Here is a 24,680-nt window from a genome sequence, read left to right as displayed (position 1 = left end):
GCTATATTTTTTTGGGAAATTCTTCATACTGATTATCTCGAATCTTTCTCGAAGATAGGAGGAATATACGATCGATTGAATGATTGTTGTATGATGGTAGATATCATCTAAAATTTGGGAGGTCTATAGAAGGGAAGTGGAAGGATGACCATTAACCAAGCTTCACTGGACAAAGATAAGCTGCTTAAGGAACTAGATGCGCTGCGGTATTCGGATCGAATGAAGCGCATGGCACTCTTGGGACGGGATCATGGCAGAGAGCCAGGTTACTCAGCCCTACTTGCAGCTCTATTGACAAGCGGTAGTGCTTACGAAGGCCATTTGGCACTGACAGGCGCGAGTACGGCGAAGGATGCACCCACAGTTCAGCTTGCTTTGCAGCATCCCAAGGCAGGGGTCAGGGGCCGTGCCGCTGGATTGCTACCTATAGTTATGACCGACCCGGATTATTCAATCGAATCCGAAGTTTTGACTTTATCGGCCCATGGTCGCCGCCAATTGTTGGGCAGCATCGTGATTGCGAGACATCAGGACTGGGCGGAACGGCTGCTGCCGCTCGTGCTTGCCCAGTGGGGCGCGAGCGAAGCTGCCTCCCTGCTCCCCGCATGCAGCGAGCACACGGTCCAACGTACGCTCCCCGAGTTGGGGTATGCGCTTAAGAGCTGGCGGAACTTGGCGAAGAGACATCCAGTCCAAGTGACAGAACATATGCAATCGGTTCTGCAGAACGCCACGCAGCAGGAGAAGGTCAGCGTCTGGTGGCGGTTCTCTACTGCCGTCCACATATTGAGTGCAGGGAGACCAGCCTTTGTACTGGAGTGTGCTCTGGCGCATGGACCTCATCATCTCATTCATCCCGTGCTACGCAAGCATTTGGGCACTCTGTTCCAGGCCAGCCCGGAGGGGGTATTCAAGCTCCTGATTCGAGAAGAGGCAAGGGATGATCTGCTCCAACATGGCGTGCCTGGAGGCATTCTAACCCGGAATAAACTGCTTTCCACGAAACAATGGGGAGAACTGGCTGCCTTGCTGCATAATCATCCCATGCATGTGGCCAAGATACTGGATGCCTTGGCGCCTTCCCGGCGTGGGGAGGTGTTCGAGGCGGCTTATGGAGAAGAGGGCCGCCAGCGGCGTTTATTCCCGGTAGCGCTTTTGGATGGCTTGCCTCATCGTCTACGCGAACAGGAAGCTATTCGGATGTTGGCCATTCGAGACATTCGTGAATACCGGGACCGTACGCTCGAAATCACGGCGCGCCGCTCGATTATCCATGCAAGAGAAGAACTGCAGGAAGCCGTACAGGTATCCAACGCGGATGAGCGTGCGGCAGCCTATACCCACCTTATACGCAGCACCGCCTTGTCACGTACCGGGATGGAGGAGACACTACACTTCCTGACCAGGGTCAAAAACGATCAAGATCCCGTGCGCGGCGCTGTTATGGGCGCATTATCGGACTGCCCAGCCTATATGTACATGGAGGCGCATGTAGAAGACCTGTCGTTGCTAGTGGACAGTGTCGTGGAAGCCAGAGATACTTCTTATGATACGAGGGCTTCCGTGGAAAAGCTGGCTTTTGTTTTGCTGCGGGAACATGCTTCGGACCCGGGGAACCGGTTATTTCAGTTTGCTTTGCGAACGTTCGGGAGAATGGCAGTGCGGGACGGGCAATTTATGACGCATGCGCTGAACTGGGACAGTGTGCCTGATCAAGCTCTAGCGATCTTATTTGATGAGGTATATACCTTGGGTTTAGAAGCTAATAAGCGGGAAAGCTATAACTTAGTTCTGCGGATGGCGAATACGTTTGGCAAAAAAGGTGAACGTCTACCGAAGCTTCAACTTCTGCTGCAGGAGCTGGTGAAGGCGAAAACGGTGTCCCACCAAGCCATCCATCACTGGCTGGCTCCAGTTGAAACACGGGATGAGCGGGTAAAAGCTCTGCTTGCCAAGGATCCCTCCTTCATTTCGTTCCGCGACGTGTTTATGCATGTGCACCTGAGGCGTCAGGACTGGCTGGACCCATACATATCGGGGAAATCAATCAAAGGCAAGTATCTATCTGGCAAAACGATCTATCTGGTACCTGCCGAAGACGGGTTCCACAGGTGGCTACCGCGACAGCAGAAGGCGCTTGCTGCCCTGCTCGAAAGAGTCGCCCTGGATGCGAATCGAAGCTTCTATGAACGGGCATCGGCCATTCGAAGTCTAACGAAGATGCCGGATTATGCCTCGGATGCCCTGTCACAGCTATTGAAGGATAAAGAGGTGCATGTGGTGGAGGCTGCATTGCATGCGTATTCCCTGGGAGAAGAGCCGGAGCAGGCACTTCCTGTGTTGCTCGATAATCTGGATGGGGACCGTGCTCGTGTTGCGATGTATTCCATCCCCAGATGCGTTCGTAGAATGAATCCGGATGAACTCACTACTATTCTCTCAACCCTCCTGAATCGGGAGCACTTGAAAATAACCGTTCGAAAGGAAACCATCCGGCTGCTTGGTACATATAAAAGCACGTCAAGTATGGAACTCTTGCTGCGGGAGTACGAGAAGCCCAACGTGCATAAGGATGTCATGATTGCCATCGGACATGCGGCAAGACGATGGTTAGAGGATGAGCGCAGTTGGATCATACTGAAAGATATGGCCGCCTCCCAGCAACGTGATATTGCCAGAAGCCTGCTGGATCAGCAGCCGGATACCCTGCCATTGAAGAGTCGACCTAGTTATGTAGAACTGATTGCAGGAATCGCAAGTCATGCAGACGGGGTTATAGGAAGAGACGCGCTCTATACACTGAGCCGTTGGGTCAATGGCAATGAGACACAGATTGCGGCTTGTGCCTGCCAAGCGATTGCTGACCTGAATGATACATCCAGATGGCGAACGGCATTGAATCCTCTCCTTGCGGCTTGCAGGGATGGGAAGATTAACGAACAGGTCATCGGTCTATGCAAGCAGTTGGCTGAGACGGTGACGAGGGCGGAGTGGGAAGCCGGGGCAGAGCGGGATCTGCCACATCGGCAGCGTCTACTGGCCTTGCTAGACAGATTGATGGAATTGCCTCAACATACCAGACGCTTACTCATTCCTTTATATCGTGGTCTTATTAACTGTCTTGAACCGCACGCAACAATGAAGCGTGACGTGATTAACCTTCATTTGGCCATTATTGAATGGAATCAGTCGGAAGAAGCGGACGCTGGGTTGGAACCGGTCATTCGCATACTGCATGACCAGCCACATCTGCTGGACTTCGTCAGTAGGCAGGTCGCTGCGGTTGTCCGAGACAGCCAGGGCTTTTGGAAACCCGAAGTCTTGTTAGATCTCGTAGACCGAATGAATGATAGACCGCAGTGGCAGTCACATGTGATAGGGCTGTCTCTGATACAAGTAGCTGGAGAGGCATTATTGTGGAATCGGGCTAGTGCTGATCGGTTGAGAGCGTACCGGAGCCATGAGCACGAGGCGGTTCGTGATTTCGCCATGGATACGTGGACGGTGACGGAGTAAAACGACCGGTGACTTCTCAATCGGCCTATAGTTTGGTACAATGGGGTCTGATTTTGATGGAGGAGTCTTAGTGATGACAGAAAATTTTTGGCGTGAATTGCCACGGCCTTTCTTTATCCTGGCGCCGATGGAAGATGTGACGGATGTGGTGTTTCGTCATGTCGTCAGCAACGCGGGCAAACCCGATGTGTTTTTCACGGAGTTTGCGAACTCGGAGAGCTATTGTCACCCGGAAGGAAACAAAAGCGTGCGCGGTCGTCTGACGTTTACAGCGGACGAACAGCCGATTGTGGCCCATATCTGGGGAGATAAGCCGGAACACTTCCGCGAGATGAGCATCGGGATGGCGAAGGAAGGCTTCAAGGGCATTGATATTAATATGGGCTGTCCAGTTCCCAATGTGGTCGACAATGGAAAGGGCAGCGGACTGATCTGCCGTCCCGACACAGCGGCGGATATTATTCAGGCTGCGAAGGCCGGAGGATTGCCAGTCAGTGTGAAAACAAGGCTTGGCTTCAAAGCGGTAGACGAATGGCGCGACTGGTTAACCCATGTGCTCAGACAAGATATTGTCAATCTGTCCATTCACCTGCGTACTCGCAAGGAAATGAGCAAATACGATGCGCACTGGGAACTGATTCCGGAGATTAAGAAGCTTCGGGATGAGGTCGCTCCGAATACCCTGCTGACCATCAACGGGGATATTCCGGACCGTCAGACCGGCCTGAAGCTCGCAGAGCAATATGGCGTGGACGGGATTATGATTGGACGAGGAATTTTTACGAATCCCTTTGCTTTTGAGAAGCAGCCAAGACCGCATAGCACGGAAGAGCTGCTGAATCTGCTCCGCCTGCATCTGGATCTCCAGGATCGCTATTCCGAGCAGGTGCCGCGTTCGTTCAGCGCGCTTACGCGCTTCTTCAAGATTTATGTGCGCGGATTCTCGGGGGCAGGTGATCTTCGGAATCGATTAGTGAACGTGAAGTCCAGTGCGGAGGCGCATGCGTTGCTCGACGAGTTTACGAGTACATTGAACCAATGAACGACAGAGAGGTACCACCCAAGATGATCCCTGGCCATGACTAGCTTGGGATCATCTTTGTGTTTACTTCGTATTCACAGGCGTGCGATATTAAAAGTCGGTGAAGTGGCGGGTGAATAAGGAGTCTGCGTCGCAGTCCCGATTTCCAGCACAGCAACGATTCGCTCTTGCGGATCGAGCGGAAGCGATATAGGAAGCTGATGTTCATAGATCCATTCCGGGATGGAACGACGAGCAGACCAGCCTTTATCGGCAGCGACGAGTTGGAAGTTCTGAACCAAACAACAGACTGCGGCATAATCCTCCTGTTGCTTGTGCGGGTCGGCTTCTTTTTTGGCCGCAACGATAAGGAAGGAGGGCGAGCCATTGACAGGAGAGGGTGTGAGCCGCGCGACGGCTTCATGATCGGTCACATAGATGAAATGCCAGGGCTCGCGCATGCCGTCATTTGGCGCCCAAACGGCAATGTTTAAGGCTTCCAGGACGTCCTTGGAAGCTACATACTGGCCCTTGGCAGCTTGAGTCGGCTTCGCCGTTGCTGCGAGTTCCGTCCAGTTCTGCTCTGCAGGCGTTCTTTTTCGGGCTTTAGGCGATTTATCGAAATAGCCAATATTTAATACTCCGACTAACCGTTCCCCTGACTTCAGGCCAATTTCATTAAAAAAGGACGGATTGCTCATGAAAGGTTCTGTGTACCAGAGCATCCCCAATCCGTGTTGCCAGCCAAGCAATTGAAGGTTTTGCATGATGCTGCAGACGGCGGCATAGTTCTCGTCACGTTGTCGCTCATTGGCTGCATCCTCCGCAATAAAAACGAGAAGAGCCGGCGTGTTAAGCACGGTTTTGGTGAGCAGCCCTGTTACCTTCGACGGAATCAGTTTCCCCCACTGGCTGCCTGTTACCTTGGCGATCATACTCTCTGCCAATCTTACGCGCGCCTCCATGGAGTCATAATAAAGGCAACGCCAATGGGACGACATCTCGGATGTCCACAAGCTTGCGGCTTGCTGGAGCAAGGAGTTCATTAATTCCACTTGAACAGGCTCACCTTTATACTTCCGAACACTTCGCCGTTCCATGATCGTTTGGACAAGATTCACAGTCGGTCCTCCTTTGCAGCACCCTATATAATTATTGTTAACGAGGAAACTATATTATACAAGTGATATTGCTGTCAACTTCTTTTTATAGCAAGGTTTAGCAATTGACCGGGATGTAATTGGATGATAAAATTATTTATATGTAAACAATAAATGATTTAAGTGTGGCGAAAGCCATTCGTTTTGGTAAGGGGAGGTTACATCATGTCTGAGGGGTTAAAGCGTGCGCTGTACGAGCGGTTTCTTCACTTTACACATCTAAGCGAGCAAGTGTTTGCAGCAGAGAGCAGCCAGTTTACGGAATTGGCAGAGATACATGGCGTGACCGCTATTCCTAGCAATTTGACAAGTGTACATGTGCTGGATTGCATCGGTACCCATGAGCCGATTAATAATACATCAATTGCTGAGAAAATGAATTTGTCCAAAGCCAGCATTTCCAAGATTAGCCATAAGCTGCTTCAAGAGGGGTACATCAAACGAAGCCAGATGGTGGACAATAAAAAAGAGGTCTTTTTTTCGCTTACCCCGAAGGGCAAAAAGATTTTTGATTTGCATGTTGCCATGCACGAAATGTTTGAGGAGCGATTCGTAGCGGCGATGAGTCATTTGACCGAATCAGAGATTCAGGCGACGCTGAAGTTTTTTCAAGTGATAATTGAGCACTCCCAGTCCTGAGCGGACGCTCATGGCGTCCGTAATTGATTAATCATCCATTCATACTGCCGGTCGCCAAGCCCATAGTCGGGAAACTGCTTCAGCAGGTCGGCTACGAGATGTTCCTTGCCGCGATGCCGCTGGATATATCGGATGATCGGGCTGTCGGGACCCCGATACGACAAGTACATGCGGATTGCCTGATACGTCACCGGCATCATCGCCGAGTCGGGCTTCCGATGCTCGCACAGCACTGACTTGTAGATCTCCGCATAGCCGCGAGGGTCAATCTCATACGCATCCGCCAGGATGTCATCGATCCGCTCCAGCGCCATACAGAAAAAAACATCACCTTCATAGCCGATCTGGTCCAGGTAGGCCAGCATCGTAATTAGATTGAGCTGACAAAACATATCGTCGCCAAACCAGAGGACGATAATATCGAAGCGCTCCTCGAAGAGCGGCCGCAGCGACTCGATGACGATGCTGCGGTATTCGGCCTCCGTCGTCTGCAGAGCATGTACTCTTCTCTGGTTAAACGATGGCGAGAACACCTGGGGGTCCGTCTCTCCCCAGCACATGGCTTCATTAAAGGAGACATACGTGGCATCGTCTTGCATCAGCTCGCTCGTCTTGAATCGCTCCAGCATGCAAGAGCCGTTAAGCACATGCAAAATGTTCACCTCAGCGGGTGCGCCTATTTGCTCTTGCAGGTGCTGAATTTTCTTCTGTATCCCGTCATTTCCTTGCGATGGCAGCAGGAGGGGCTGGGGATACGTTTCCTGAATCGGCGCTTGCGTCTCCCGATACTGGCGAGGCGTGAGCCCGAATCGCTCGACGAATGCTCGGGAGAAGGCTTCCTGCGAGCCGTATCCGAAGGTTAACCCAATGGATAGAATGCTAAGTTCCGTATCTCTGAGCTGCTCTGCTGCACGGGTAAGCCGACGCTTGCGGAGGTAGCTTCTCATCGTCTCACCGAAGGTCCGATGAAAAAACACGGAAAAGTGATAGGGAGAATAGTTGCAGTGTTGCGCTACCTCCTGTAACGAAAACGGTCTTGTCAGATGCTCTTCTATATAACGCATTACCTTTTCGATCTCGTCTTGCTGCATATAAGCTTCCTCTCCCTTCTTATCATCAGGATAGCATAAGGAGAGCAAGCTTATATGATCTCAATTGCGAAATCCAAAGGATGACATCATCTTCAGCCTTGGGAACGAATCATCAGGCTGTTGATGAATCTTGCCTTGATAGAGCCTCGCATTCCCGGAAGGCAAAGCGGGTGCATCCCTTGCATCGATCGGTATCCAGCAGCTCCAGGGCGCGTGCGATGGCTTCACCGGTATGCGCAAAGATCTGATCCTCCCCAACCTTGCCGAGCAGACCGGTCCTGGCGAGCAGATTGGCGGGCTGCCGGTGCAGTCCAGACAGCAGCAGCTGTCCTCCTGACTGGCAGATCATCTCCAGCAGCTCTCCCAGTTCGGACTCGCCTGTCATATCAAGGTAGGGCATTCTGCCCATCCGCAGCAGCACGATCCTGGCTCCGTCCAGCTCCCTGACGGCGATGGCGCTGGCCAGCCCGCCCGACGCGCCGAAGAACAACGAGCCCTCGACCGAGAGGAGTCGGACTTGTGGACAAGCGTGTCCAAGTTCGACCCGGCGCGTGTTTACTTTACCATGCCGCTGCTCCGTGTCGGGAAGGACGCGCGACATCCGCATTGACTCGCTCATCCGTTTGATGAAGATGACAGCAGCCAGCAGCAGTCCAACCTCCACGGCCGTCGGCAGCGAGGCGAACACGGTCAGCAGGAAGGTAACGACCAAGACGAGAGAATCCCCGGTCTTGGTGCGCAGGGTGCGAACGAACTCCTTGCGTTCACTCATATTCCAAGCCACCACCATCAGGATCGGCGCCATGGCAGCCAAGGGGATATGCGAAGCGTAAGGTGCGAGCAGCAGCAATACCAACAGCACGAATAGTCCATGAATCATGCCGGACAGAGGGGAAACGGCGCCGTTGCGAATATTGGCTGCTGTACGGGCGATTGCGCCGGTCGCGGGGATGCCGCCAAACAGCGGCGTCACGAGATTCGCTATGCCCTGGCCAATGAGCTCCCTGTTGCTGTTATGCTTGGTGCCTGTCATGCGGTCAGCGACGACAGCGGACAGTAACGATTCGATCCCGCCAAGCATGGCGATCACTAGGGCAGGCCGCAGCATCTCGACGATGCGGGCCCAGGTGAATTCGGGCAAGGCCGGGGCAGGGAAGGAGCCGGACATGACGCCGAATGCGCTGCCGATGGTAGCCGATTGCCCCTTGAACAATAACATGGAAACCGCAGTCGCGATAACAATCCCTGTCAAAGCCGGCGGAAGCTTGCGAGCATACCGTGCGGTCAGCAGCATGGCGGCGAGGCCAGATAAGGCAATGACCACGGCATAGAGATTGATCTGAGTAACATGAAGGGCAATCTCCCGCATGTTGGAGAGAAAGTCCTCATGCTTAGGCAGATCGCTAAGTCCCAGAAAATTAGCGAGCTGGCCGCTGAAGATGATGACGGCAATTCCGGTCGTAAAGCCGGTGATAACCGGCCGGGGGATGAATTGAATCAGCGAGCCGAGCTTCAGCAGCCCCATGACCACTAGCATCGCCCCTGCAAGACACCCCGCAATCAACAGATTCTCATACCCGTATTGCATGACAATGGCGAATAAAACCGGGATAAATGCGCCGGTCGGACCGCCGATCTGGAACCGCGAGCCTCCAAGCAGAGAAGTCAGAATACCGGCTACGACAGTCGTAATAATGCCGTATTCGGGGCTAACGCCAGAAGCGATGGCAAAAGCCATTCCCAGAGGCAGGGCAATGATGCCGACCACGATACCAGACAACACATCCTGGCGAAAGGAAGCAACCGAATAGCCTTCGAAGCGATCCGAACGGAACATGATCAACCCTTCTTTTTTAAATATCTGATTATTTGAATATATAGAATATAAGTCCCGATCAGGCTCTCTGTCAACCGTGTCAACAGCCTTTAATTCCCGTATAATCGTTTATTTGCTCGTTCATGCTGGCGGAAGGGGGAATATATTATATAATGAATGCTATATGCTAGGACAAGACCTGTTCGGTTTGTAGGAGGTGGTATGACGATGCACGACAATATTCAGCAGTTTAAAGCGGATTTTTTTAAAGCGCTGGCTCACCCGATGCGGATCCGAATTCTGGAGGTGCTCAGCGAAGGTGAGAAGACGGTTAACGAGCTGCAGGCCGTGTTGGGGTCTGAGGGGTCGGCGGTTTCCCAGCAACTGGCGGTACTCAGGAACAAAAATATTGTCCGGGGGGTAAAGGAAGGGACATCGGTGGTTTATTCCTTGCGGGACCCGCTCATTCAGGAATTGTTGGTGGTAGCCAAGCAGATTTTTGATAATCATCTCGTAGACACCGTCTCTTTGCTAACCACTATGCGCAATGAATCGTAAGCCCGGTTCCTGTTTTTAATACACGACTGTGATGAAGACTCGAAAGGGTCTTTTTTTGTTTGCATACGCGCAGTGTGCACACGGGATGCGCAGCTTCTCTTGTTATATCCTCTCACAAATTACGGTAGACGAAAATGTTTGTTTGTTATATTATAATGTTATAAACGAACATAAACATACTGTTTTTATGAGGAGAGATGTAATTGTCAACTAAAGTCAGGCTAAACCGCATGTTCAGCGCTCAAGGCAAATGCTTTGATGTTGCCATCGACCACGGTTTTTTTAATGAATATTCCTTTTTGTCTGGTATTGAGAATATGCAGCTTGCAGTAGAAACCGTCGTTCAGGCGGGGCCGGACTGCGTCCAGTTAAGTACAGGGCAGGCGAGGCACTTGCAGAATATCCCCGGCAAGCAGAAGCCTGGACTTGTCCTTCGTACGGATGCGGCCAACATCTATGGCAATGAACTGCCGCGCTTCCTGTTCAGCGAGCTGATCGACCGCGCAGTCGAGCAGGCGGTTCGTCTCGATGCCGTCGCGGTGTGTGTCAATCTGCTGCTGCTCCCGGGCCAGCCCGAGTTGCATCACCAATGCGTGCGCAATGTGGCGCTGTTGAAGACAGAATGCGAGAAGTACGGCATGCCGCTGATGGTTGAGCCGCTCGTCATGCTGCCGAATGAAGAGAAAGGCGGCTATATGGTAGATGGCGACCTGAACAAGATTATGCCGCTGGTGCGTCAAGGTGTCGAGCTTGGCGCAGATGTTATCAAGGCGGACCCTTGCGATGACGTGAGGGAATATCACCGCGTCATTGAGGTGGCCTCTGGCATCCCGGTATTGGTGCGAGGTGGCGGACGTGCGAGTGATGAAGAGATTGTCGAGCGCACGGTCGAGCTCATGAAGCAAGGTGCCTCGGGTATCGTCTATGGTCGCAATGTCGTGCAGCATCCGGATCCAGCAGGCATGACGGCTGCGCTCATGAGCGTGGTTCATGATGGCGCGACAGCGGAGCAAGCATTGGCGATTCTCAAGGGAGAAGCGCAGCGATGACCAAGCAGATCATCTCATTCGGCGTCATTGGCTGCGGTCTGATGGGCAAGGAATTCGCAAGCGCGGCAGCACGCTGGTGTCATCTGACCGATGTGGACTTCGAGCCGCGAATCGTCGCCGTGTGCGATGCGAATCCGGCAGCGACTCAGTGGTTCCAAGATCAGGTGCCGAGCGTCAAGCAAGCGTATATGGATTACAAGGAGCTGCTGGCGGACCCTGCTGTGGAAGCGATCTACTGCGCGGTCCCGCACAATCTGCATGAACAGATCTATATTGACATTATCCGCTCCGGCAAACATCTGTTGGGAGAGAAGCCGTTCGGGATCGATCGCGAGGCGAACCAGGCGATTCTGGCCGCCATCCAGGAACACCCTCAAGTTGTCGTGCGCAGCTCCTCTGAATTCCCTTTTTTCCCGGGGGCGCAGCAACTCGTGCAGTGGGTGAATGAAGGGAAGTTCGGCAAGATTATCGAGGTCGAGGCAGGCTTCTGGCATTCGAGCGATCTTGATCCAACCAAGCCCATCAACTGGAAACGCCGAATCGCCACCAACGGTGAATATGGCTGCATGGGTGATCTCGGCCTGCATGTGCTGCATTTGCCCATGCGGTTTGGCTGGAAGCCGGCAAACGTCCGTGCCTTGTTATCCCAGATCGTGGCTGAGCGTCCGGATGGTCAAGGCGGAACCGCACCTTGTGAGACGTGGGACAATGCGATTCTTGCTTGTGAAGTGAAGACGGAGACGCAGCAATTTCCGATGGTGCTCTCGACCAAGCGGATTGCGCCGGGACATGCGAATACGTGGTTTATTCGCATCCAAGGCACCGCGATGTCTGCGGAGTTTACGACGAAGAATCCCAAACAGGTTGCCTCGCTGCCCTATGAACCAGGAGGACAGCAGGCCTGGCATATTGTCGATGCACCTTATAAATCGGCTTACGGCACGATTACGGGCGGCATCTTCGAGTTTGGCTTCTCGGATTCGATCCTGCAGATGTGGGCGGCATTCTGTGATGAGATCGTTCATGGGCGAGACGGCATGAGTCAGCGCTTCACCTGTGCCCTACCAGAGGAAGCAGCGGGGAGTCACGCGTTGTTCACGGCTGCGCTGGCATCCGAGCGTTCGGGCGGCACCGTAGCTGTCGACTGGGAGGGCTTGGTGTGAGCAGCCAGGTGGAGGTCCGGCCGGATATTATCGTAGCCGGACATATCTGTCTGGACGTCATCCCGGCGATGCACAACTCGGGCCAGGGACAAGGGATCGGAGAACTGCTCGCTCCCGGCAAGCTGGTAGACATCGGCCCGGTCCAGCTGTCGACTGGGGGGACGGTGTCCAATACAGGGTTGGCCTTGCACCGGTTAGGATTGCCCGTCCAGCTGATGGGCAAGATCGGTCACGATCTGTTCGGCGACGCAATTCTGAACAGCCTCAATGCCTACGGGCGTTCGCTCTCCGAAGGAATGATCGTCGCTCACGGTGAGCACAGCTCTTACTCGCTGGTGATCAGTCCGCCTGGAGTGGACCGGATCTTCCTGCATTGTACGGGAGCCAATGATACGTTCACGGCAACGGATGTGCCGGATGCAGCACTCCCAGGCACAAGGCTGTTCCATTTCGGCTATCCGCCGCTCATGCGCAGGATGTATGAGCAGGAAGGCGCCGAGCTGGAGCGTCTGTTGTCCAGGGTCAAGGCGCATGCAGTGACGGTCTCGCTGGACATGGCAAGGCCGGAGCCAGACTCGCCTGCGGGGCAGGTAGATTGGCGTAAGGTTCTGGCGCGCGTCTTGCCGCTGGTGGATGTGTTCCTGCCAAGCTTCGAAGAGATTCTATATATGCTGCGGCCTGAGCAATATCGAGAACTGTGTGAGACGCACGGTACGACCGAGCTCCTGGCTTGCGCCGATGGCGAATTGCTGGAAGCGTTATCGCAGCAGCTGCTGGACATGGGAGCCGCGATTGTCGGGCTGAAGCTTGGCGAGCATGGCCTCTATCTGCGGACGACAGCGAATCCCGAACGTCTGCAATCCATGGGAAGGTGCGCGCCTCCGGCCAACAGACTGGAGAACTGGACGGGGCGGCAGCTGCTGGCGCCATGCTATGTCGTCGAGACGGTCGGTACGACGGGGGCGGGCGATTGTACGATCGCAGGCTTTCTGGCTGGACTTGCCAAAGGATTGACCATGGAAGAAATGGTGCTTGGCGCCGTCGGTACGGGAGCGTGTAATGTCGAGCAGGCAGACGCGATCAGTGGTATTCCGAGCTGGGAGAAGGTGCAGGCACGCATCGCTTCAGGCTGGCAACAACGGGATCTGTCCTTGACCCTGCCAGGCTGGTCTCCTCGCCCAGGGGGAGCAATCTGGGAAGCGGCTGCACCATGAACGAACGACACAGATAGACAGGAGGGATGGGAATGACACTTACAAGAAGTGAAGTCCGACAGGCGCAGGCACGTGCAGCCGCGATGATTGCTACTGCAGGCATCGTACTAAGCGAGGAAGAACAGGGCCATATCGAGGTAGCCGGTTTTGGCCTGGGCAATCTGAATGTCCAGGGTCTCCAACTGATCACATATGTGAACACAGATCGTTATTGTGCCAAAGAGCTGGTCCTATTCCCCCGACAGACCTGTCCTCAGCATCTGCATCCTTCCTTGGACGGTATGCCAGGCAAGATGGAGACGTTCCGCTGCCGCTGGGGCCGCGTGCTGTTATATGTAGAGGGTGAGCCAACGCCTAATGGGCAAGCGATCTTGCCGGCAGGGAGTGAGTCCTCCTACACGGTGTTCCATGAGATTATCCTCTCGCCTGGCGAGCAATACACGATTCCGCCCAGCACGTACCATTGGTTTCAGAGCGGAGCGGAGGGGGCCATCATCTCCGAGTTCTCCAGTACGAGCAGGGATGAGCTGGATATCTTCACCGATCCGTCGGTGGAGCGGATGCCTGTCGTGGTAGAGGATGAGTAGTTGGAGTTGAATGTCAGCCCATGAGCGTGGATAATAGAGGCATACCAGAGGTCATCGGAGGCCATTACTTATGAAACCAAGCGCAACACAAGGGTTGAACGCCAGACAGCAGCAGATGCTGGAGCACCTCTCCCGTGAAGGTGAGCTGCGAATCGCGACTTTGAAAGAAGCCTACCATGTGACTGAGATGACGATTCGTCGCGACCTGGAGAAGCTCGAGGAGACGGGGGCGGTCAGGCGTACCTTCGGCGGTGCGATTTTCATCGGCAAGGATATCGCGCTGCAGGAGAGAGCGGGCATCTTGATGGAAGAGAAGGCTCGGATCGGACGATATGCTGCAAGTTTCATTCGCTCGGGAGAATCCGTATTTATTGATGGAGGGACGACCACCTTGCAGGTGGCCAAGTTTCTGCCGACCGGGATGAACATTACCGTGGTGACGAACGCACTGAACGTGGCAACAGAGCTCTCGGTCAAGCAAATCCCGGTGCTGATGACCGGTGGTATGCTGCTGGAAGCCACGAATTCGCTGGTGGGGCCAATCGCTGCACAGAACCTGGGGAGCATGGCGTTCGACCGGGTTTTCCTCGGGGCGACTGGTCTCAGTATGGAGCATGGCTTCAGTAATTCCAACCTCTATGAGGCAGAGATCAAACAGATCGCGATCCGACAGGCTTCGGAATGCAACATTTTGCTGGACCATTCCAAGTTCGGGAACCGGATGCTCGTTTCCTTTGCAGGCTTATCTGGCGTGGATCGAATCATCACGGATCAACAGCCGGATGAGAAGCTGCAGCTGGCGTGCGCAGAGAGCGGAGTGCTGCTGGAAGTGGCAGGCGAGCTGTAAGCTGTTGAAAATTGCCGAAAAACAAAAAGAAAAAAAACGGGAAGTGTCAACTACGGCGCTCCCGTTTTTTGACGTGTCGTGTTCTTAACTGGCATACAAGTAGTCGACGTATTGTATAGGTTATGCTACTCTACGATTTGACTGCTATTGGATAGGAGGCCTGACATGTTTACTAGGGGGATGAAATTTTTCCACAAGGTTTTGTTAATTTATACTGTCATTTTTGCAGTCTCTGTATTCATAATGGCACAAATTATTACGGGTAGCTTCGCGAGCGATTCCCTCAAAAGCAGTATCAACTACAATAAGCTTGTGCTATACAATGTGGAACGTTACATTCAAGAAAAAAAGGGGGTACTGCTCCAAGCAGCCCAGCACATTCACTACCGATCTGGTAACGAAGAGCGTCCGTCCATCTTTCTTGAACAGCCTAACTCGCAGGATAACGAATATTTCTTCTCTCGCAAACGCCTGATTGAATATATGGAGTCAGTATATGCTTTCGACTCAAACATCACCGCAGTTAGCATATATAAGCTGTCGACGGATTCGTATTACAATGTGTCTAGATTTCGGACCACAATTATAAATGCAGGCATGGCGGACTATAACGGGATGTTGAAGAAAATGGAGAAGAACAGTACAAAAGTTTCCGTTTATCCTGGAAGATTGACCGACTCTATTGTGGATGGGTCTTTTTATACAATGGCCATAAATTTGAAATCAATCGAAACCTACGAGACAGTGGGGATACTATTGGTAGAGTTTAATACCACTGGTATCGAAGAAACGTATAAGCAACATTATGAGAAGCCGATAGGAATGATCCATATTGAAAATGGTGAGGGCAATGTTATCTATACTACAGATGGCGGTAACAAGGGAGAGCACCAGAGCGAGGCGATAGTAAAGCTGGATAAAGAACTAAGGAGCTTTGATTCTCAAGCTAGGCTGTACAATGAAGTATACAGCGAGGAACTCGATTTGAGGATCGTAGGTACCATGCACAAAATAGAAGCACTTTCCGAGATAAAATGGATGCAGAAACTCGTCTATTTTTTATCTTCCCTGTGTATATTAATTATGTTTATTTTTTCTCTCATTGTGACCAAAGTATTCTCAAACAGAATTAGCTCCATCCTGACTGCGTTTCGCAAAGTTAGGAAAGGCTTTTTAGAAACTAGAATACGTCTGCCGAAGTCGATGGACGAACTGCATGAGATCTCTGATGGTTTCAATACAATGTGCGATGATCTACAGAACTATATCAATAAAGTATATATCTCTGAACTTCGTCAGAGAAAGGCGGAGATGTCTGCTTTACAAGCGCAAATCAATCCTCATTATCTTTATAATACGCTGGAAGCGATACGACTCAGGGCAATCAGTACTGGTGCTGAAGAAGCAGCAGAAATGATATTTATTTTGTCCAAGTTATTTCGTAACGCAGTTGATAAAGAGACTATTACGACTATTAATGAAGAACTTGAAAATATTAGATTATATCTAGAGCTTTTTCATATTCGTTTTGGCGACAGATTAAGGATATCATTTGAAATTGACGAAGAAACGTTAGATTATGGTATCATGCGACACACATTGCAGCCCATTCTCGAAAATTATGTGATCCACGGTTTTGATGGCAGCTTATCAGACAATCAAATATGGATTAAGACAATCAAGCTAGAAAAACTTATTCGAATTGAAATTGAAGATAATGGAAGCGGCATACCTGAGGAGAAATTGGACCATATTCTTAATCAACTTCAAACTCCAGAACAGGATACTGACAGCATTGGTTTGAAGAATGTTAATGAACGCATACGGCTAGCCATGGGGTCAAATTATGGTATCCATATTCAAAGTAAGGCCAGCAAGGGTACAAAGGTAGTCATCACTTTAGCCGCAATGAAGGTAGAGGAGTTCGGAGCCGATGTATAAAGTACTAATTGTTGATGATGAACCGATGATTTTGGATGGCTTACCAGCGTTACTTAATTGGGATGAACTCGAATTAGACATTGTCGGCTTTGCTTCTAATGGCAAGGAAGCATTGGAAATTATCGAATCCTATACAGTACACATTATTATTACTGATATTCGAATGCCCAAGATGGATGGACTCGATCTGATTCGAATTGCGAGCGAATGGGGGAGGAACATAAAATTTATCGTGCTAAGCGGCTATAATGACTTCGAATACGTTAAACAGGCTGCCCGGATTGGAATTGAAAATTATTTGCTCAAACCGGTTGATGCCAAGGAATTGACGCTTACGCTAGTTGAAACGAAGAAAAAGCTGGAAAATGAATTTACCAAACAAATTGAGATTAGAGAAGGTCTCCATGTACTGCGAGATAATACATTGTACATGTGGGTAACTGGAGACATCCGAGAGCGTGAACTTCGTCAAAAGGCACAACTCTCGCAGATCAATCTCAAAGCAGAAGGCTTTTCGGTCGCAGTCATTAAAGTACTCTCCGTACCCGAAACATTTCAAAACGATCGAATCAGCTTAAGGTTTGCCGTCCGAAATATATGCCAAGATACGTTAAACAGTAAATTTGAATCAATCCCGTTTTATAACTTGGATGACGAGCTTATTATTATTTTTTGTAATGTTGACAGTGAGAAATGTGGTAATCAGTTGGAGGATGGACTAAATGAGTGCATGAGAAACTTGAAGCATACCTTGAAAATAGATGTATTTACTGCAGTTGGAGGCTATGTCAAAGACCATCGCTCTGTCCATAAGAGTTATCATCATGCTAAAAAAATGTTGAATTTTAGCATGGTTGCAGGGACAAATAAAGTCGTCTTTTTTGAGAATGTTCCCGCTGAGGTTTCACGAAAAGCATTCGATCTACAGTCCTATTTAATAGAGATTGCTGGAGCCATAAAGAACGGAAGCATCGAAGCGGTTGTAACGCATATTGACAGAACGTTCGCCGAACTAAAGACGCTAGAATTCATTACACCAGAATTCATTCAGGCCATGGTCGTCGAAATCTTCTTCACGGTTACCAGGGCCACCAGGTCCCTCGATGCTAGTATTCAAATGAGATGGACGGACATGAATGTGATGCTGTCAAACGTTTTCGAATTGGAGACAGTTGAGGACTGTAAGAATTGGCTATCCATCGTTGCACAAGAACATATGAAGTTTGTCCTTGAGAGACAACATTCTCCGACGCCTCTTGTTGGTCAGGTCATTGATTATATTCAAATGCATTATGTAGAAAGTATTAATTTAAAGACAGTTGCAGCGACATTTCGTGTTCATCCCACCTATTTGGGACAGCAATTTAAAAAAGAAATTGAACAATCATTTACGGAATACTTGAATATGATACGTATAGAAAAGGCTAAGGAATTGCTACTCGAAACCACTTTGAAAATTGGAGAAGTAGCTTCGAAGAGTGGGTATATAAATACAAATTATTTCTTTACTATTTTCAAGAAGGCTACCGGGTTGTCACCTGCTGAATTTCGCGGAGACATATAAAATAATGAAGGCGAGCCATCAAAACTTCACTCAGGGAAGACTGAAGTTTTGATGGCCTTTTTGCGCTAACATGGTCTGCACTTATCACAAAAATATTGAAGTGAAATGTGAGTTTTTTGAAGTCGAACTGGAATAGCAACGCTGCTAGAATGAAAAATAAGAAAGGAGAGAAAGATAAATGAAGCCACAAGTGAGTATCTCAGAATCAATTGCATTCAATAATAAGAGACGGTACTGGACGGTGGGGCGATTTACACTTTTAGGCATGGCGCTACCGTCGTTCATTTTTCTATTGTTGTTTGCTTATGGTCCAATCTTCGGATGGATATATGCTTTTTTTGATTACCGAATCGGTATGAGGCTGAGCCAAGCTGAGTTTATGGGCTTGCATTATTTTCGTATTGCGTTCTCAGATCCAGATATTCTTCGAGTATTACTCAACACGCTTGCGATTAGCTTTCTTGGTCTGTTAAGTCTGCCGTTAGCCGCACTGTTCGCGATCTTCTTGTCAGAGATGAAGTGGAAGAAGTACCAGAAGTTTGTTCAAACGGCTTCCACGCTGCCCCATTTTATCAGCTGGATTATCGTGTTCTCCTTATCGTTCGCATTGTTCTCTCCAGAAAGTGGGCTGATGAATCGTATTCTATTGCAGATCGGTATTATCGATACTCCTCTCAATCCGATGGCAAACAATCAATGGGCATGGTTTTTTCAGGCGGCGTTGTTTATCTGGAAAGGTCTAGGGTACAGTGCGATTATTTTTTTCGCCGCTATCGCTTCAATAGACCGAGAGTTGCATGAAGCTGCGGATGTAGACGGAGCAGGCCGATATATGAAAATTTGGCATATCACTGTTCCTGGAATGATGCCGACGTTCATTGTGTTGCTATTACTCAACATCGGCTCGCTATTGTCAAACGGCTTTGAACAATATTACGTATTTATGAATCCACTTGTTCAATCAAAACTGGAGGTCCTAGATTATTATGTGTACAAGGTTGGCCTTGCTTTGAACGATGTTCCAGTAGCGACAGCTTTTAGTATTTTGAAAACCATTATCAGTATCTGTTTGTTACTTGGTGCCAATCTGCTTTCCCGCAAGATTGCTGATCGTGGCATTCTATAAACAAGGAGTTGAAAAAAACGTATGGCGACTATGAAATTGGGATGGCGCGAATGGGTGTTCCAGATAGCTAACTTAATTGTATTTACTTTGCTTTTGCTAATCTGTCTCTACCCGTTCTATTTCATACTGATTCAGTCCTTCAGCGACCCAATTGAGTCTTCTCGTAACATTGTAGCCCTTTATCCCTTGGGCTTCACCTTACAAAACTATGTGGAAGTGTTCGCTCTTCCAGGGTTAGCTCTTGCCTTCATTATATCCGTATTGCGAACAGTCTTAGGTACGGTTATCTCATTATTCTTCTCTAGCATATTTGCTTACACCCTGATGAAAAAGGAGTTGCCAGGTCGGAAGATTTTGTACCGGATCTCGATTTTGTCCATGTATTTAAATGCTGGACTGATTCCTTGGTATATCGTCATGCGCAATTATCATCTAAATGATACTTTCTTACTATATGTGCTGCCAGGAGCAGTTTCTGTATTCAATGTTATTCTGATTAAGACGTTTATGGAGAATGTACCATCCGCTCTTGAGGAATCGGCGCGCATGGATGGAGCTGGTTATTGGACTATCTATTCTCGAATTATGATGCCCTTAAGCATTCCCGTTCTCGCAGCAGTGGCCGTGTTTACTGCAGTGGGACAATGGAACACTTGGATGGACAATTTACTGCTTATTAACAACAATAAGTTAAATACGCTTCAGTATATCTTGTTGCAATATTTGAACCAAGCGGAAATGATTGCGGCCCAGGTGAAGGAAGGGGGCAATGCTGCTGGTTACCAGATATCACCTTTCTCATTGAGAATGACTGTGACGATGGTTGTCACCATACCAGTCTTACTGGTCTACCCGATCATTCAGCGCTACTTCGTAAGTGGCATCATGTTAGGTGCTGTGAAAGGCTAGTAGGAACGTTAAACATGTCGAAGATGGTTTATAAAAAACAAAAATGGAGGATGAAGGATGGTTAATCACAAAATGAAAGCGCTCGTTTTAATCATGTGTACTGTTTTAATGCTTACAGGCTGCGGTGAAAATTCGGATAGTAGCAATCAGAATGATCGTTCCTCAAACGACAATAGTTCGCAGGCCGCAGAAACCGTCACCGTAAAAATGTATGTGCCAGGAAGCACAACTCCGATTGTCTCCGGTATTCAGAAAGACCCTGTTGCAAAAGAGATCGAACGTGTGACTGGTGTAATCATGGATATGGAAATCTCAACAAATGCAGACAAAATTAAAGTCATGGCAGCAAGTGGAGATTTGCCTGATCTGACCATGATATCGCCTGACATGGTCGGACCACTCATTCAGGCAGGAGAACTTCTTGATCTATCACCTTATCTTGATCAAGCGCCAAACCTTCAAAAAAATGCTGCGATGGCGCTTCAGTATAGTCGTGATGTGTTCAGTGGGGGCGAGGATGCAGTATACGTGCTTCCGGCTCGTGCCAAGCAGGAGAAGTCACCTATTGCCACTTCCCAGTACGGAAATTTTCTGAGATGGGATTATTACAAGGAATTAGGCTTACCTGCAATTAATAATGAGGACGACCTAATCCAGGTGGTCAAGGACATGGTCGCTAACCATCCGACTACAGCAGATGGAAAAAAGGTTTACGGCTTCTCTACCTTTGCGGACTGGGGAATGTGGGGCTATCACTTTAGCACGTTTTATTCGAAATATTCCGGTCTGAACACGTTTGGCCCTTTCGACAATTATTACAATGAATCCAGAGAATACGTGCCGATTTTGGATGATCGCGCTTTGCTTTGGAAATCCAGCAGTCTGTACAACAAGGCCTATCGTGAAGGTTTGTTGGACCCTGAAAGCTTTACCCAAAATAGTTCTAATTTTGGACAGAAAGTAGATGAGGGTCAAATTATGGCGGTAAATGCAGAATGGTTTATCTCTTCAATTAACGCGAGATTGGCAGATTCGACAAATGGTTTGGCTGCATATCAAGATATTCCGCTAGCAGATACAGAGGAGTATTCAGCTTGGTATGACCGTTCTGTGCCATTCGGTTTCTCGAGCCGCAGTTATGTCGTTTCATCTAAAACAAAACATCCCGAGGCGGTGATCAGACTGTTAGATTATCTGTATTCGGAAGAGGGAGCACGAACTGTATTCACTGGTGTACAGGACGTTATATGGTCAGAATCAAATGGAGAATATCAAGTGAAGCCAGAGGCCATAGATCAAATCAATGCAAATCCCGACTATCGAACACAGCAAGCTATCCATAAATATGAGAATATTGTGGGACTCGACTATGATTCACTGGGAGAGAACGGTCAAAGTCTTGACTTGTTCCTCGAGCCAGATGTAGTCAAGGAATCATATACAGCAGCTGACGAGGAATACATGAAACATTATGGAGCAGACAGTAAGTTGGGTGTTATTGAAATGAGGAAGTTTAAAAATTCAGTCAATCAAGGAATTGATTCTCTCATACCGATTGCAAATGCAGATCAAAAGCGCACCGAGACAAAGATTAATGACTATATCATGACTGCTATTCCAACACTGATTATGTCTAAGGACCAAGCTGCTTATGATCAAAAGAAAGCCGAAATCATCGAAAAGCTGAAAGCGTTGGGCGTGGAATCGGTCAGTGCCTTTTATCAAGATGGATTTGAAAAGGCAATTGAGACTTTAGAAGGCTATAATTAATTGGCTGGTCGCCCCTCAATTTCTTAGTTGACGGGCCAGCTTCCTGTCATGAAGGAGTGTGAAAATGTATGAACAATAGATTACAGGCGGTATTAGAGGCACGCGAGGATAACTATATCCTTCCTTTATTCTGGTTACAAGGCGAAAATGAAGAAACAATGCGTGAAGAAATACGTAAAGTTTACGAGTCAGGCATTCGAGCGGTAACCATAGAGCCGCGTCCGCATCCGGATTTTTTGTGTGAACCGTTCTGGAAAATTACAGATGCCATTATGGATGAAGCAAAGAAGCTAGGGATGCGGGTTTGGGCATGGGATGATGATCATTTTCCGACCGGACACGTGGCCGGCAAGCTGAAAAAGGGGCCTTCAGAGCTGCGAAGACTTTTTTTGAGTGAGCGCCATATGGATGCCTTGGGGCCAGCGCCCTACGCTTCATTCATTATAGAACAACCTTCAGGGGGCTACCGTTCTTTGTATGCTGTTATCGCAGCCGAGCGCGATGCGACCAACGGAGCATTAACAGGACAAATGATTGATGTCACATCCCACGTAGAGGGAGGAATGCTCTATTGGCCCGTCCCGGAAGGCTACTGGCGCATTTTTGTTATAGAAGAGACGGATGAGGGTGGAAGTCCGCAAATGAAGGATTATTTTAATCCGCTGAATAGAAATTCAGTTCGACTGCTAATTGATACCGTATATGAGGCATATTATGCGAGATATAAGGACGACTTCGGACATACGTTTGCTGGCTTCTTCTCTGACGAACCAGGTTTCTACAATGATCCCAACACCTATGAGTTTCATTCGAAGCCGGGTCGTCCTGTGCCACTGCCATGGAGTGGGGAATTAGCAGATCAACTTAGGGATCGGTTAGGTGCGGATTACAGGTGTCAATTACCGCTGTTATTCCATGACTGCGGTGAGGAATCCTCATCTCTCCGATATATATATATGGATCTAGTCAGTAGCTTGTACAAGGAGAACTTCGGCATGCAGATCGGTAACTGGTGCCGAGAACGGGGCGTCGAGTATATCGGTCATATTATCGAAGATAACAATGTGCATGCACGGCTTGGTTGTGGAGCTGGACATTTCTATCGTGCGCTGTGGGGGCAAGACATGGCAGGTGTAGATGTCGTGTTATGGCAATTGGCACCTGGCTTCGACGAAGTCCCGTTTCGATGGGCAGCGGCTGATGGGGATAGTGAATTTTTCCAATACGGCATGGCAAAAATGGGGGCTTCACTCGGTCACCTGGATCCAAAGAAGAAAGGGAGAGCGCTAGCGGAGGTGTTTGGCGCTTATGGCTGGACGGAGGGTCTGAAGCTCATGAAATGGCTTACGGATCATATGCTCGTTCGCGGCATTAATCACTTTGTTCCCCATGCGTTCTCAGCCAAAGAATACCCGGACCCAGACTGTCCACCTCATATGTATGCGCAAGGTCATAATCCTCAATTTAAATATTATCACTATTTAAACCGGTATACGAATCGTATGTGCCATCTGTTATCCGGAGGGGAGCATAAAGCTACAGCTGCTGTACTTTATCATGCTGAGGCGGAATGGTCTTCCGGTGAGTACATGTATTTTCATAAGCCGGTCAAGGAATTGATGCGACATCAGATCGATTGCGATATTATCCCTTGTGATGCACTATTCGGTGATATTCAGGTGGAGAGCGGGACGTTGAAGTCTCATGGCGAAACATTCGAGTGTCTTATCATTCCATATTGCGAGGCACTTCCTGCAGGTAGTTTACAGCAATTATGCAGTCTTGCAGAGCAAGGACTTCCTCTTTTCTTTGTGAGTGGATTACCCCTTCGCGCTAGCTGTGGAGAAGATGTACAATATGAGCTTGAGCAATTGCAAAACTTACATTCAGTACAGACTGTCCAGTTGCCTGATCTTGTTGCTGCATTGAAGCAGGCTGGCTACTATGAAATAGAAGCAAGCAGTTATGAGCCCTATTTAAGAAGCTTTCACGTAGCACATAGTGACATGGATGTGTTTATGTTCGTGAATGAGCATCCCCTTCGAGCCATTGACACAACATTGGCTATTCCTCTGCAGGGTAACTTCTACCTGTACGATGCTTATCATAATGAAGTGATATCTCCCGAAACTAGCGAGGGGGAGAAGGGAAAAAGTTTGCTGTTGAAGTTGGCCCCTTACGAGGCTGTAGCTGTACTGGTTGGAGCGGGTACGGACAATGTACAACCTATCACTCGTGCTCCCATCGGACCTACAGTTACTCCTGTAGCAGGACCATGGACGGTTGAGATCGCAGATGCCATGCAATACCCGAATTTTACGAAATATGAGTTGCTTGACACGCTATGTGATATGGGACGACCAGAGAAGCTGCCAACCTTCGGGGGAACGATTCGATATGAGACAACAGTTGAATGGGGCCATGAGAAAGAACCGGTATGGCTAGATCTTGGAGAAGTGTACGAGACTGCTGAGGTAAGCGTGAATGGATTACCTGCAGGTGTGCGGATAAGTCCACCTTATAGGTTTGAGATCGGAGTGCTTATCCATGAAGGACAAAATCGCATTACAGTTGATGTAACGAATACACTTGGTAAAGCACAGCGCGACTCTCTGTCCGTATACGGTCAGCAAGAACCAACGGGATTAATTGGACCTGTTATTCTTCAGCATGGAAATGGATAAGTAGAATGGACACATGACTTCTTAA

General features: G+C 49.3%; 18 protein-coding genes. 15 read left to right on the top strand and 3 right to left on the bottom strand.

Going from position 1 to position 24,680, the window contains the following annotated elements; translation table 11 throughout:
- Positions 1-144 precede the first annotated feature (144 nt).
- Together F556_RS0120940 and F556_RS0120935 are read left to right on the top strand one after the other, a co-directional pair.
- Positions 145-3,516: a HEAT repeat domain-containing protein gene (locus tag F556_RS0120940; RefSeq protein ID WP_020618956.1), complete on the top strand. Its 3,372-nt coding sequence runs from the start codon at positions 145-147 to the stop codon at positions 3,514-3,516.
- 73 nt (positions 3,517-3,589) lie between these two features.
- Positions 3,590-4,558: a tRNA dihydrouridine synthase gene (locus tag F556_RS0120935; RefSeq protein WP_020618955.1), complete on the top strand. Its 969-nt coding sequence runs from the start codon at positions 3,590-3,592 to the stop codon at positions 4,556-4,558.
- A gap of 74 nt (positions 4,559-4,632) precedes the next feature.
- Here the strand turns inward: F556_RS0120935 and F556_RS0120930 are convergent, their stop codons facing one another.
- A complete protein-coding gene (locus tag F556_RS0120930) occupies positions 4,633-5,637 on the bottom strand; it encodes a nitroreductase family protein (RefSeq protein WP_040717450.1) in 1,005 nt (334 codons plus the stop codon).
- Positions 5,638-5,862: 225 nt separating this feature from the next.
- Between F556_RS0120930 and F556_RS0120925 the strand changes: the two genes are divergently transcribed.
- The gene (locus tag F556_RS0120925; RefSeq protein ID WP_020618953.1) at positions 5,863-6,336 is read left to right on the top strand and encodes a MarR family transcriptional regulator; all 474 of its coding nucleotides are present in this window, start codon (positions 5,863-5,865) and stop codon (positions 6,334-6,336) included.
- 8 nt (positions 6,337-6,344) lie between these two features.
- Here the strand turns inward: F556_RS0120925 and F556_RS34705 are convergent, their stop codons facing one another.
- Both F556_RS34705 and F556_RS0120915 read right to left on the bottom strand, forming a co-directional pair.
- On the bottom strand, positions 6,345-7,427 hold the full coding sequence (locus tag F556_RS34705; protein WP_020618952.1) for a helix-turn-helix transcriptional regulator: 1,083 nt from the start codon (positions 7,425-7,427) through the stop codon (positions 6,345-6,347).
- 112 nt (positions 7,428-7,539) lie between these two features.
- Positions 7,540-9,264 (bottom strand): SulP family inorganic anion transporter, encoded by a 1,725-nt coding sequence (locus F556_RS0120915; RefSeq protein WP_020618951.1) that lies wholly within the window; start codon positions 9,262-9,264, stop codon positions 7,540-7,542.
- A gap of 207 nt (positions 9,265-9,471) precedes the next feature.
- Here F556_RS0120915 and F556_RS0120910 point away from each other — a divergent pair, with 207 nt between their 5' ends.
- From F556_RS0120910 to F556_RS0120855, 12 genes are all read left to right on the top strand, one after another.
- Positions 9,472-9,801, top strand: coding sequence for an ArsR/SmtB family transcription factor (locus F556_RS0120910; protein WP_020618950.1), 330 nt, complete (start codon positions 9,472-9,474; stop codon positions 9,799-9,801).
- A gap of 203 nt (positions 9,802-10,004) precedes the next feature.
- Entirely contained in the window at positions 10,005-10,850 is an 846-nt protein-coding gene (locus F556_RS0120905) for a class I fructose-bisphosphate aldolase (protein WP_026297419.1), read from the top strand.
- Positions 10,847-12,013, top strand: coding sequence for a Gfo/Idh/MocA family protein (locus F556_RS0120900; protein WP_020618948.1), 1,167 nt, complete (start codon positions 10,847-10,849; stop codon positions 12,011-12,013). Before F556_RS0120905 ends, F556_RS0120900 begins: the two co-directional genes overlap by 4 nt.
- Positions 12,010-13,227, top strand: a complete 1,218-nt coding sequence (locus F556_RS0120895) for a carbohydrate kinase family protein (protein WP_020618947.1) — start codon at positions 12,010-12,012, stop codon at positions 13,225-13,227. The genes F556_RS0120900 and F556_RS0120895 overlap by 4 nt, the downstream gene beginning before the upstream one ends.
- Positions 13,228-13,259: 32 nt before the next feature.
- Entirely contained in the window at positions 13,260-13,814 is a 555-nt protein-coding gene (locus tag F556_RS0120890) for a D-lyxose/D-mannose family sugar isomerase (protein WP_020618946.1), read from the top strand.
- A gap of 70 nt (positions 13,815-13,884) precedes the next feature.
- On the top strand, positions 13,885-14,661 hold the full coding sequence (locus tag F556_RS0120885; protein WP_020618945.1) for a DeoR/GlpR family DNA-binding transcription regulator: 777 nt from the start codon (positions 13,885-13,887) through the stop codon (positions 14,659-14,661).
- 165 nt (positions 14,662-14,826) lie between these two features.
- The gene (locus tag F556_RS0120880; protein ID WP_020618944.1) at positions 14,827-16,602 is read left to right on the top strand and encodes a sensor histidine kinase; all 1,776 of its coding nucleotides are present in this window, start codon (positions 14,827-14,829) and stop codon (positions 16,600-16,602) included.
- Positions 16,595-18,166 (top strand): response regulator transcription factor, encoded by a 1,572-nt coding sequence (locus F556_RS0120875; protein WP_020618943.1) that lies wholly within the window; start codon positions 16,595-16,597, stop codon positions 18,164-18,166. Before F556_RS0120880 ends, F556_RS0120875 begins: the two co-directional genes overlap by 8 nt.
- A 178-nt stretch (positions 18,167-18,344) precedes the next feature.
- Positions 18,345-19,292 carry an ABC transporter permease subunit gene (locus F556_RS0120870; RefSeq protein WP_020618942.1) on the top strand — a complete coding sequence of 316 codons (948 nt, stop codon included), beginning with the start codon at positions 18,345-18,347 and terminating at the stop codon, positions 19,290-19,292.
- A gap of 21 nt (positions 19,293-19,313) precedes the next feature.
- Complete coding sequence (locus F556_RS0120865) at positions 19,314-20,201, top strand: carbohydrate ABC transporter permease (RefSeq protein WP_020618941.1); 888 nt, start codon at positions 19,314-19,316, stop codon at positions 20,199-20,201.
- A gap of 57 nt (positions 20,202-20,258) precedes the next feature.
- The gene (locus F556_RS0120860) at positions 20,259-21,971 is read left to right on the top strand and encodes an extracellular solute-binding protein (protein ID WP_020618940.1); all 1,713 of its coding nucleotides are present in this window, start codon (positions 20,259-20,261) and stop codon (positions 21,969-21,971) included.
- A gap of 68 nt (positions 21,972-22,039) precedes the next feature.
- Positions 22,040-24,655, top strand: coding sequence for a glycosylhydrolase-like jelly roll fold domain-containing protein (locus tag F556_RS0120855; RefSeq protein WP_020618939.1), 2,616 nt, complete (start codon positions 22,040-22,042; stop codon positions 24,653-24,655).
- Positions 24,656-24,680: the final 25 nt, after the last annotated feature.

This window comes from Paenibacillus daejeonensis DSM 15491, assembly GCF_000378385.1.
Lineage (GTDB): Bacteria > Bacillota > Bacilli > Paenibacillales > Paenibacillaceae > Paenibacillus_D > Paenibacillus_D daejeonensis.
This window is presented reverse-complemented; position numbering and strand designations above follow the sequence as displayed.

What these genes read in the sequence shown, in the direction of transcription:
- F556_RS0120935 (WP_020618955.1), top strand. Translation starts at nt 3,590, where the DNA reads ATGACAGAAAATTTTTGGCGTGAATTGCCACGGCCTTTCTTTATCCTG.
- F556_RS0120925 (WP_020618953.1), top strand. Translation starts at nt 5,863, where the DNA reads ATGTCTGAGGGGTTAAAGCGTGCGCTGTACGAGCGGTTTCTTCACTTT.
- F556_RS0120865 (WP_020618941.1), top strand. Translation starts at nt 19,314, where the DNA reads ATGGCGACTATGAAATTGGGATGGCGCGAATGGGTGTTCCAGATAGCT.
- F556_RS0120940 (WP_020618956.1), top strand. Translation starts at nt 145, where the DNA reads ATGACCATTAACCAAGCTTCACTGGACAAAGATAAGCTGCTTAAGGAA.
- F556_RS0120915 (WP_020618951.1), bottom strand. Translation starts at nt 9,264, where the DNA reads ATGTTCCGTTCGGATCGCTTCGAAGGCTATTCGGTTGCTTCCTTTCGC.
- F556_RS0120875 (WP_020618943.1), top strand. Translation starts at nt 16,595, where the DNA reads ATGTATAAAGTACTAATTGTTGATGATGAACCGATGATTTTGGATGGC.
- F556_RS34705 (WP_020618952.1), bottom strand. Translation starts at nt 7,427, where the DNA reads ATGCAGCAAGACGAGATCGAAAAGGTAATGCGTTATATAGAAGAGCAT.
- F556_RS0120880 (WP_020618944.1), top strand. Translation starts at nt 14,827, where the DNA reads ATGTTTACTAGGGGGATGAAATTTTTCCACAAGGTTTTGTTAATTTAT.
- F556_RS0120860 (WP_020618940.1), top strand. Translation starts at nt 20,259, where the DNA reads ATGGTTAATCACAAAATGAAAGCGCTCGTTTTAATCATGTGTACTGTT.
- F556_RS0120900 (WP_020618948.1), top strand. Translation starts at nt 10,847, where the DNA reads ATGACCAAGCAGATCATCTCATTCGGCGTCATTGGCTGCGGTCTGATG.
- F556_RS0120870 (WP_020618942.1), top strand. Translation starts at nt 18,345, where the DNA reads ATGAAGCCACAAGTGAGTATCTCAGAATCAATTGCATTCAATAATAAG.
- F556_RS0120890 (WP_020618946.1), top strand. Translation starts at nt 13,260, where the DNA reads ATGACACTTACAAGAAGTGAAGTCCGACAGGCGCAGGCACGTGCAGCC.
- F556_RS0120930 (WP_040717450.1), bottom strand. Translation starts at nt 5,637, where the DNA reads ATGGAACGGCGAAGTGTTCGGAAGTATAAAGGTGAGCCTGTTCAAGTG.
- F556_RS0120885 (WP_020618945.1), top strand. Translation starts at nt 13,885, where the DNA reads ATGAAACCAAGCGCAACACAAGGGTTGAACGCCAGACAGCAGCAGATG.
- F556_RS0120910 (WP_020618950.1), top strand. Translation starts at nt 9,472, where the DNA reads ATGCACGACAATATTCAGCAGTTTAAAGCGGATTTTTTTAAAGCGCTG.
- F556_RS0120855 (WP_020618939.1), top strand. Translation starts at nt 22,040, where the DNA reads ATGAACAATAGATTACAGGCGGTATTAGAGGCACGCGAGGATAACTAT.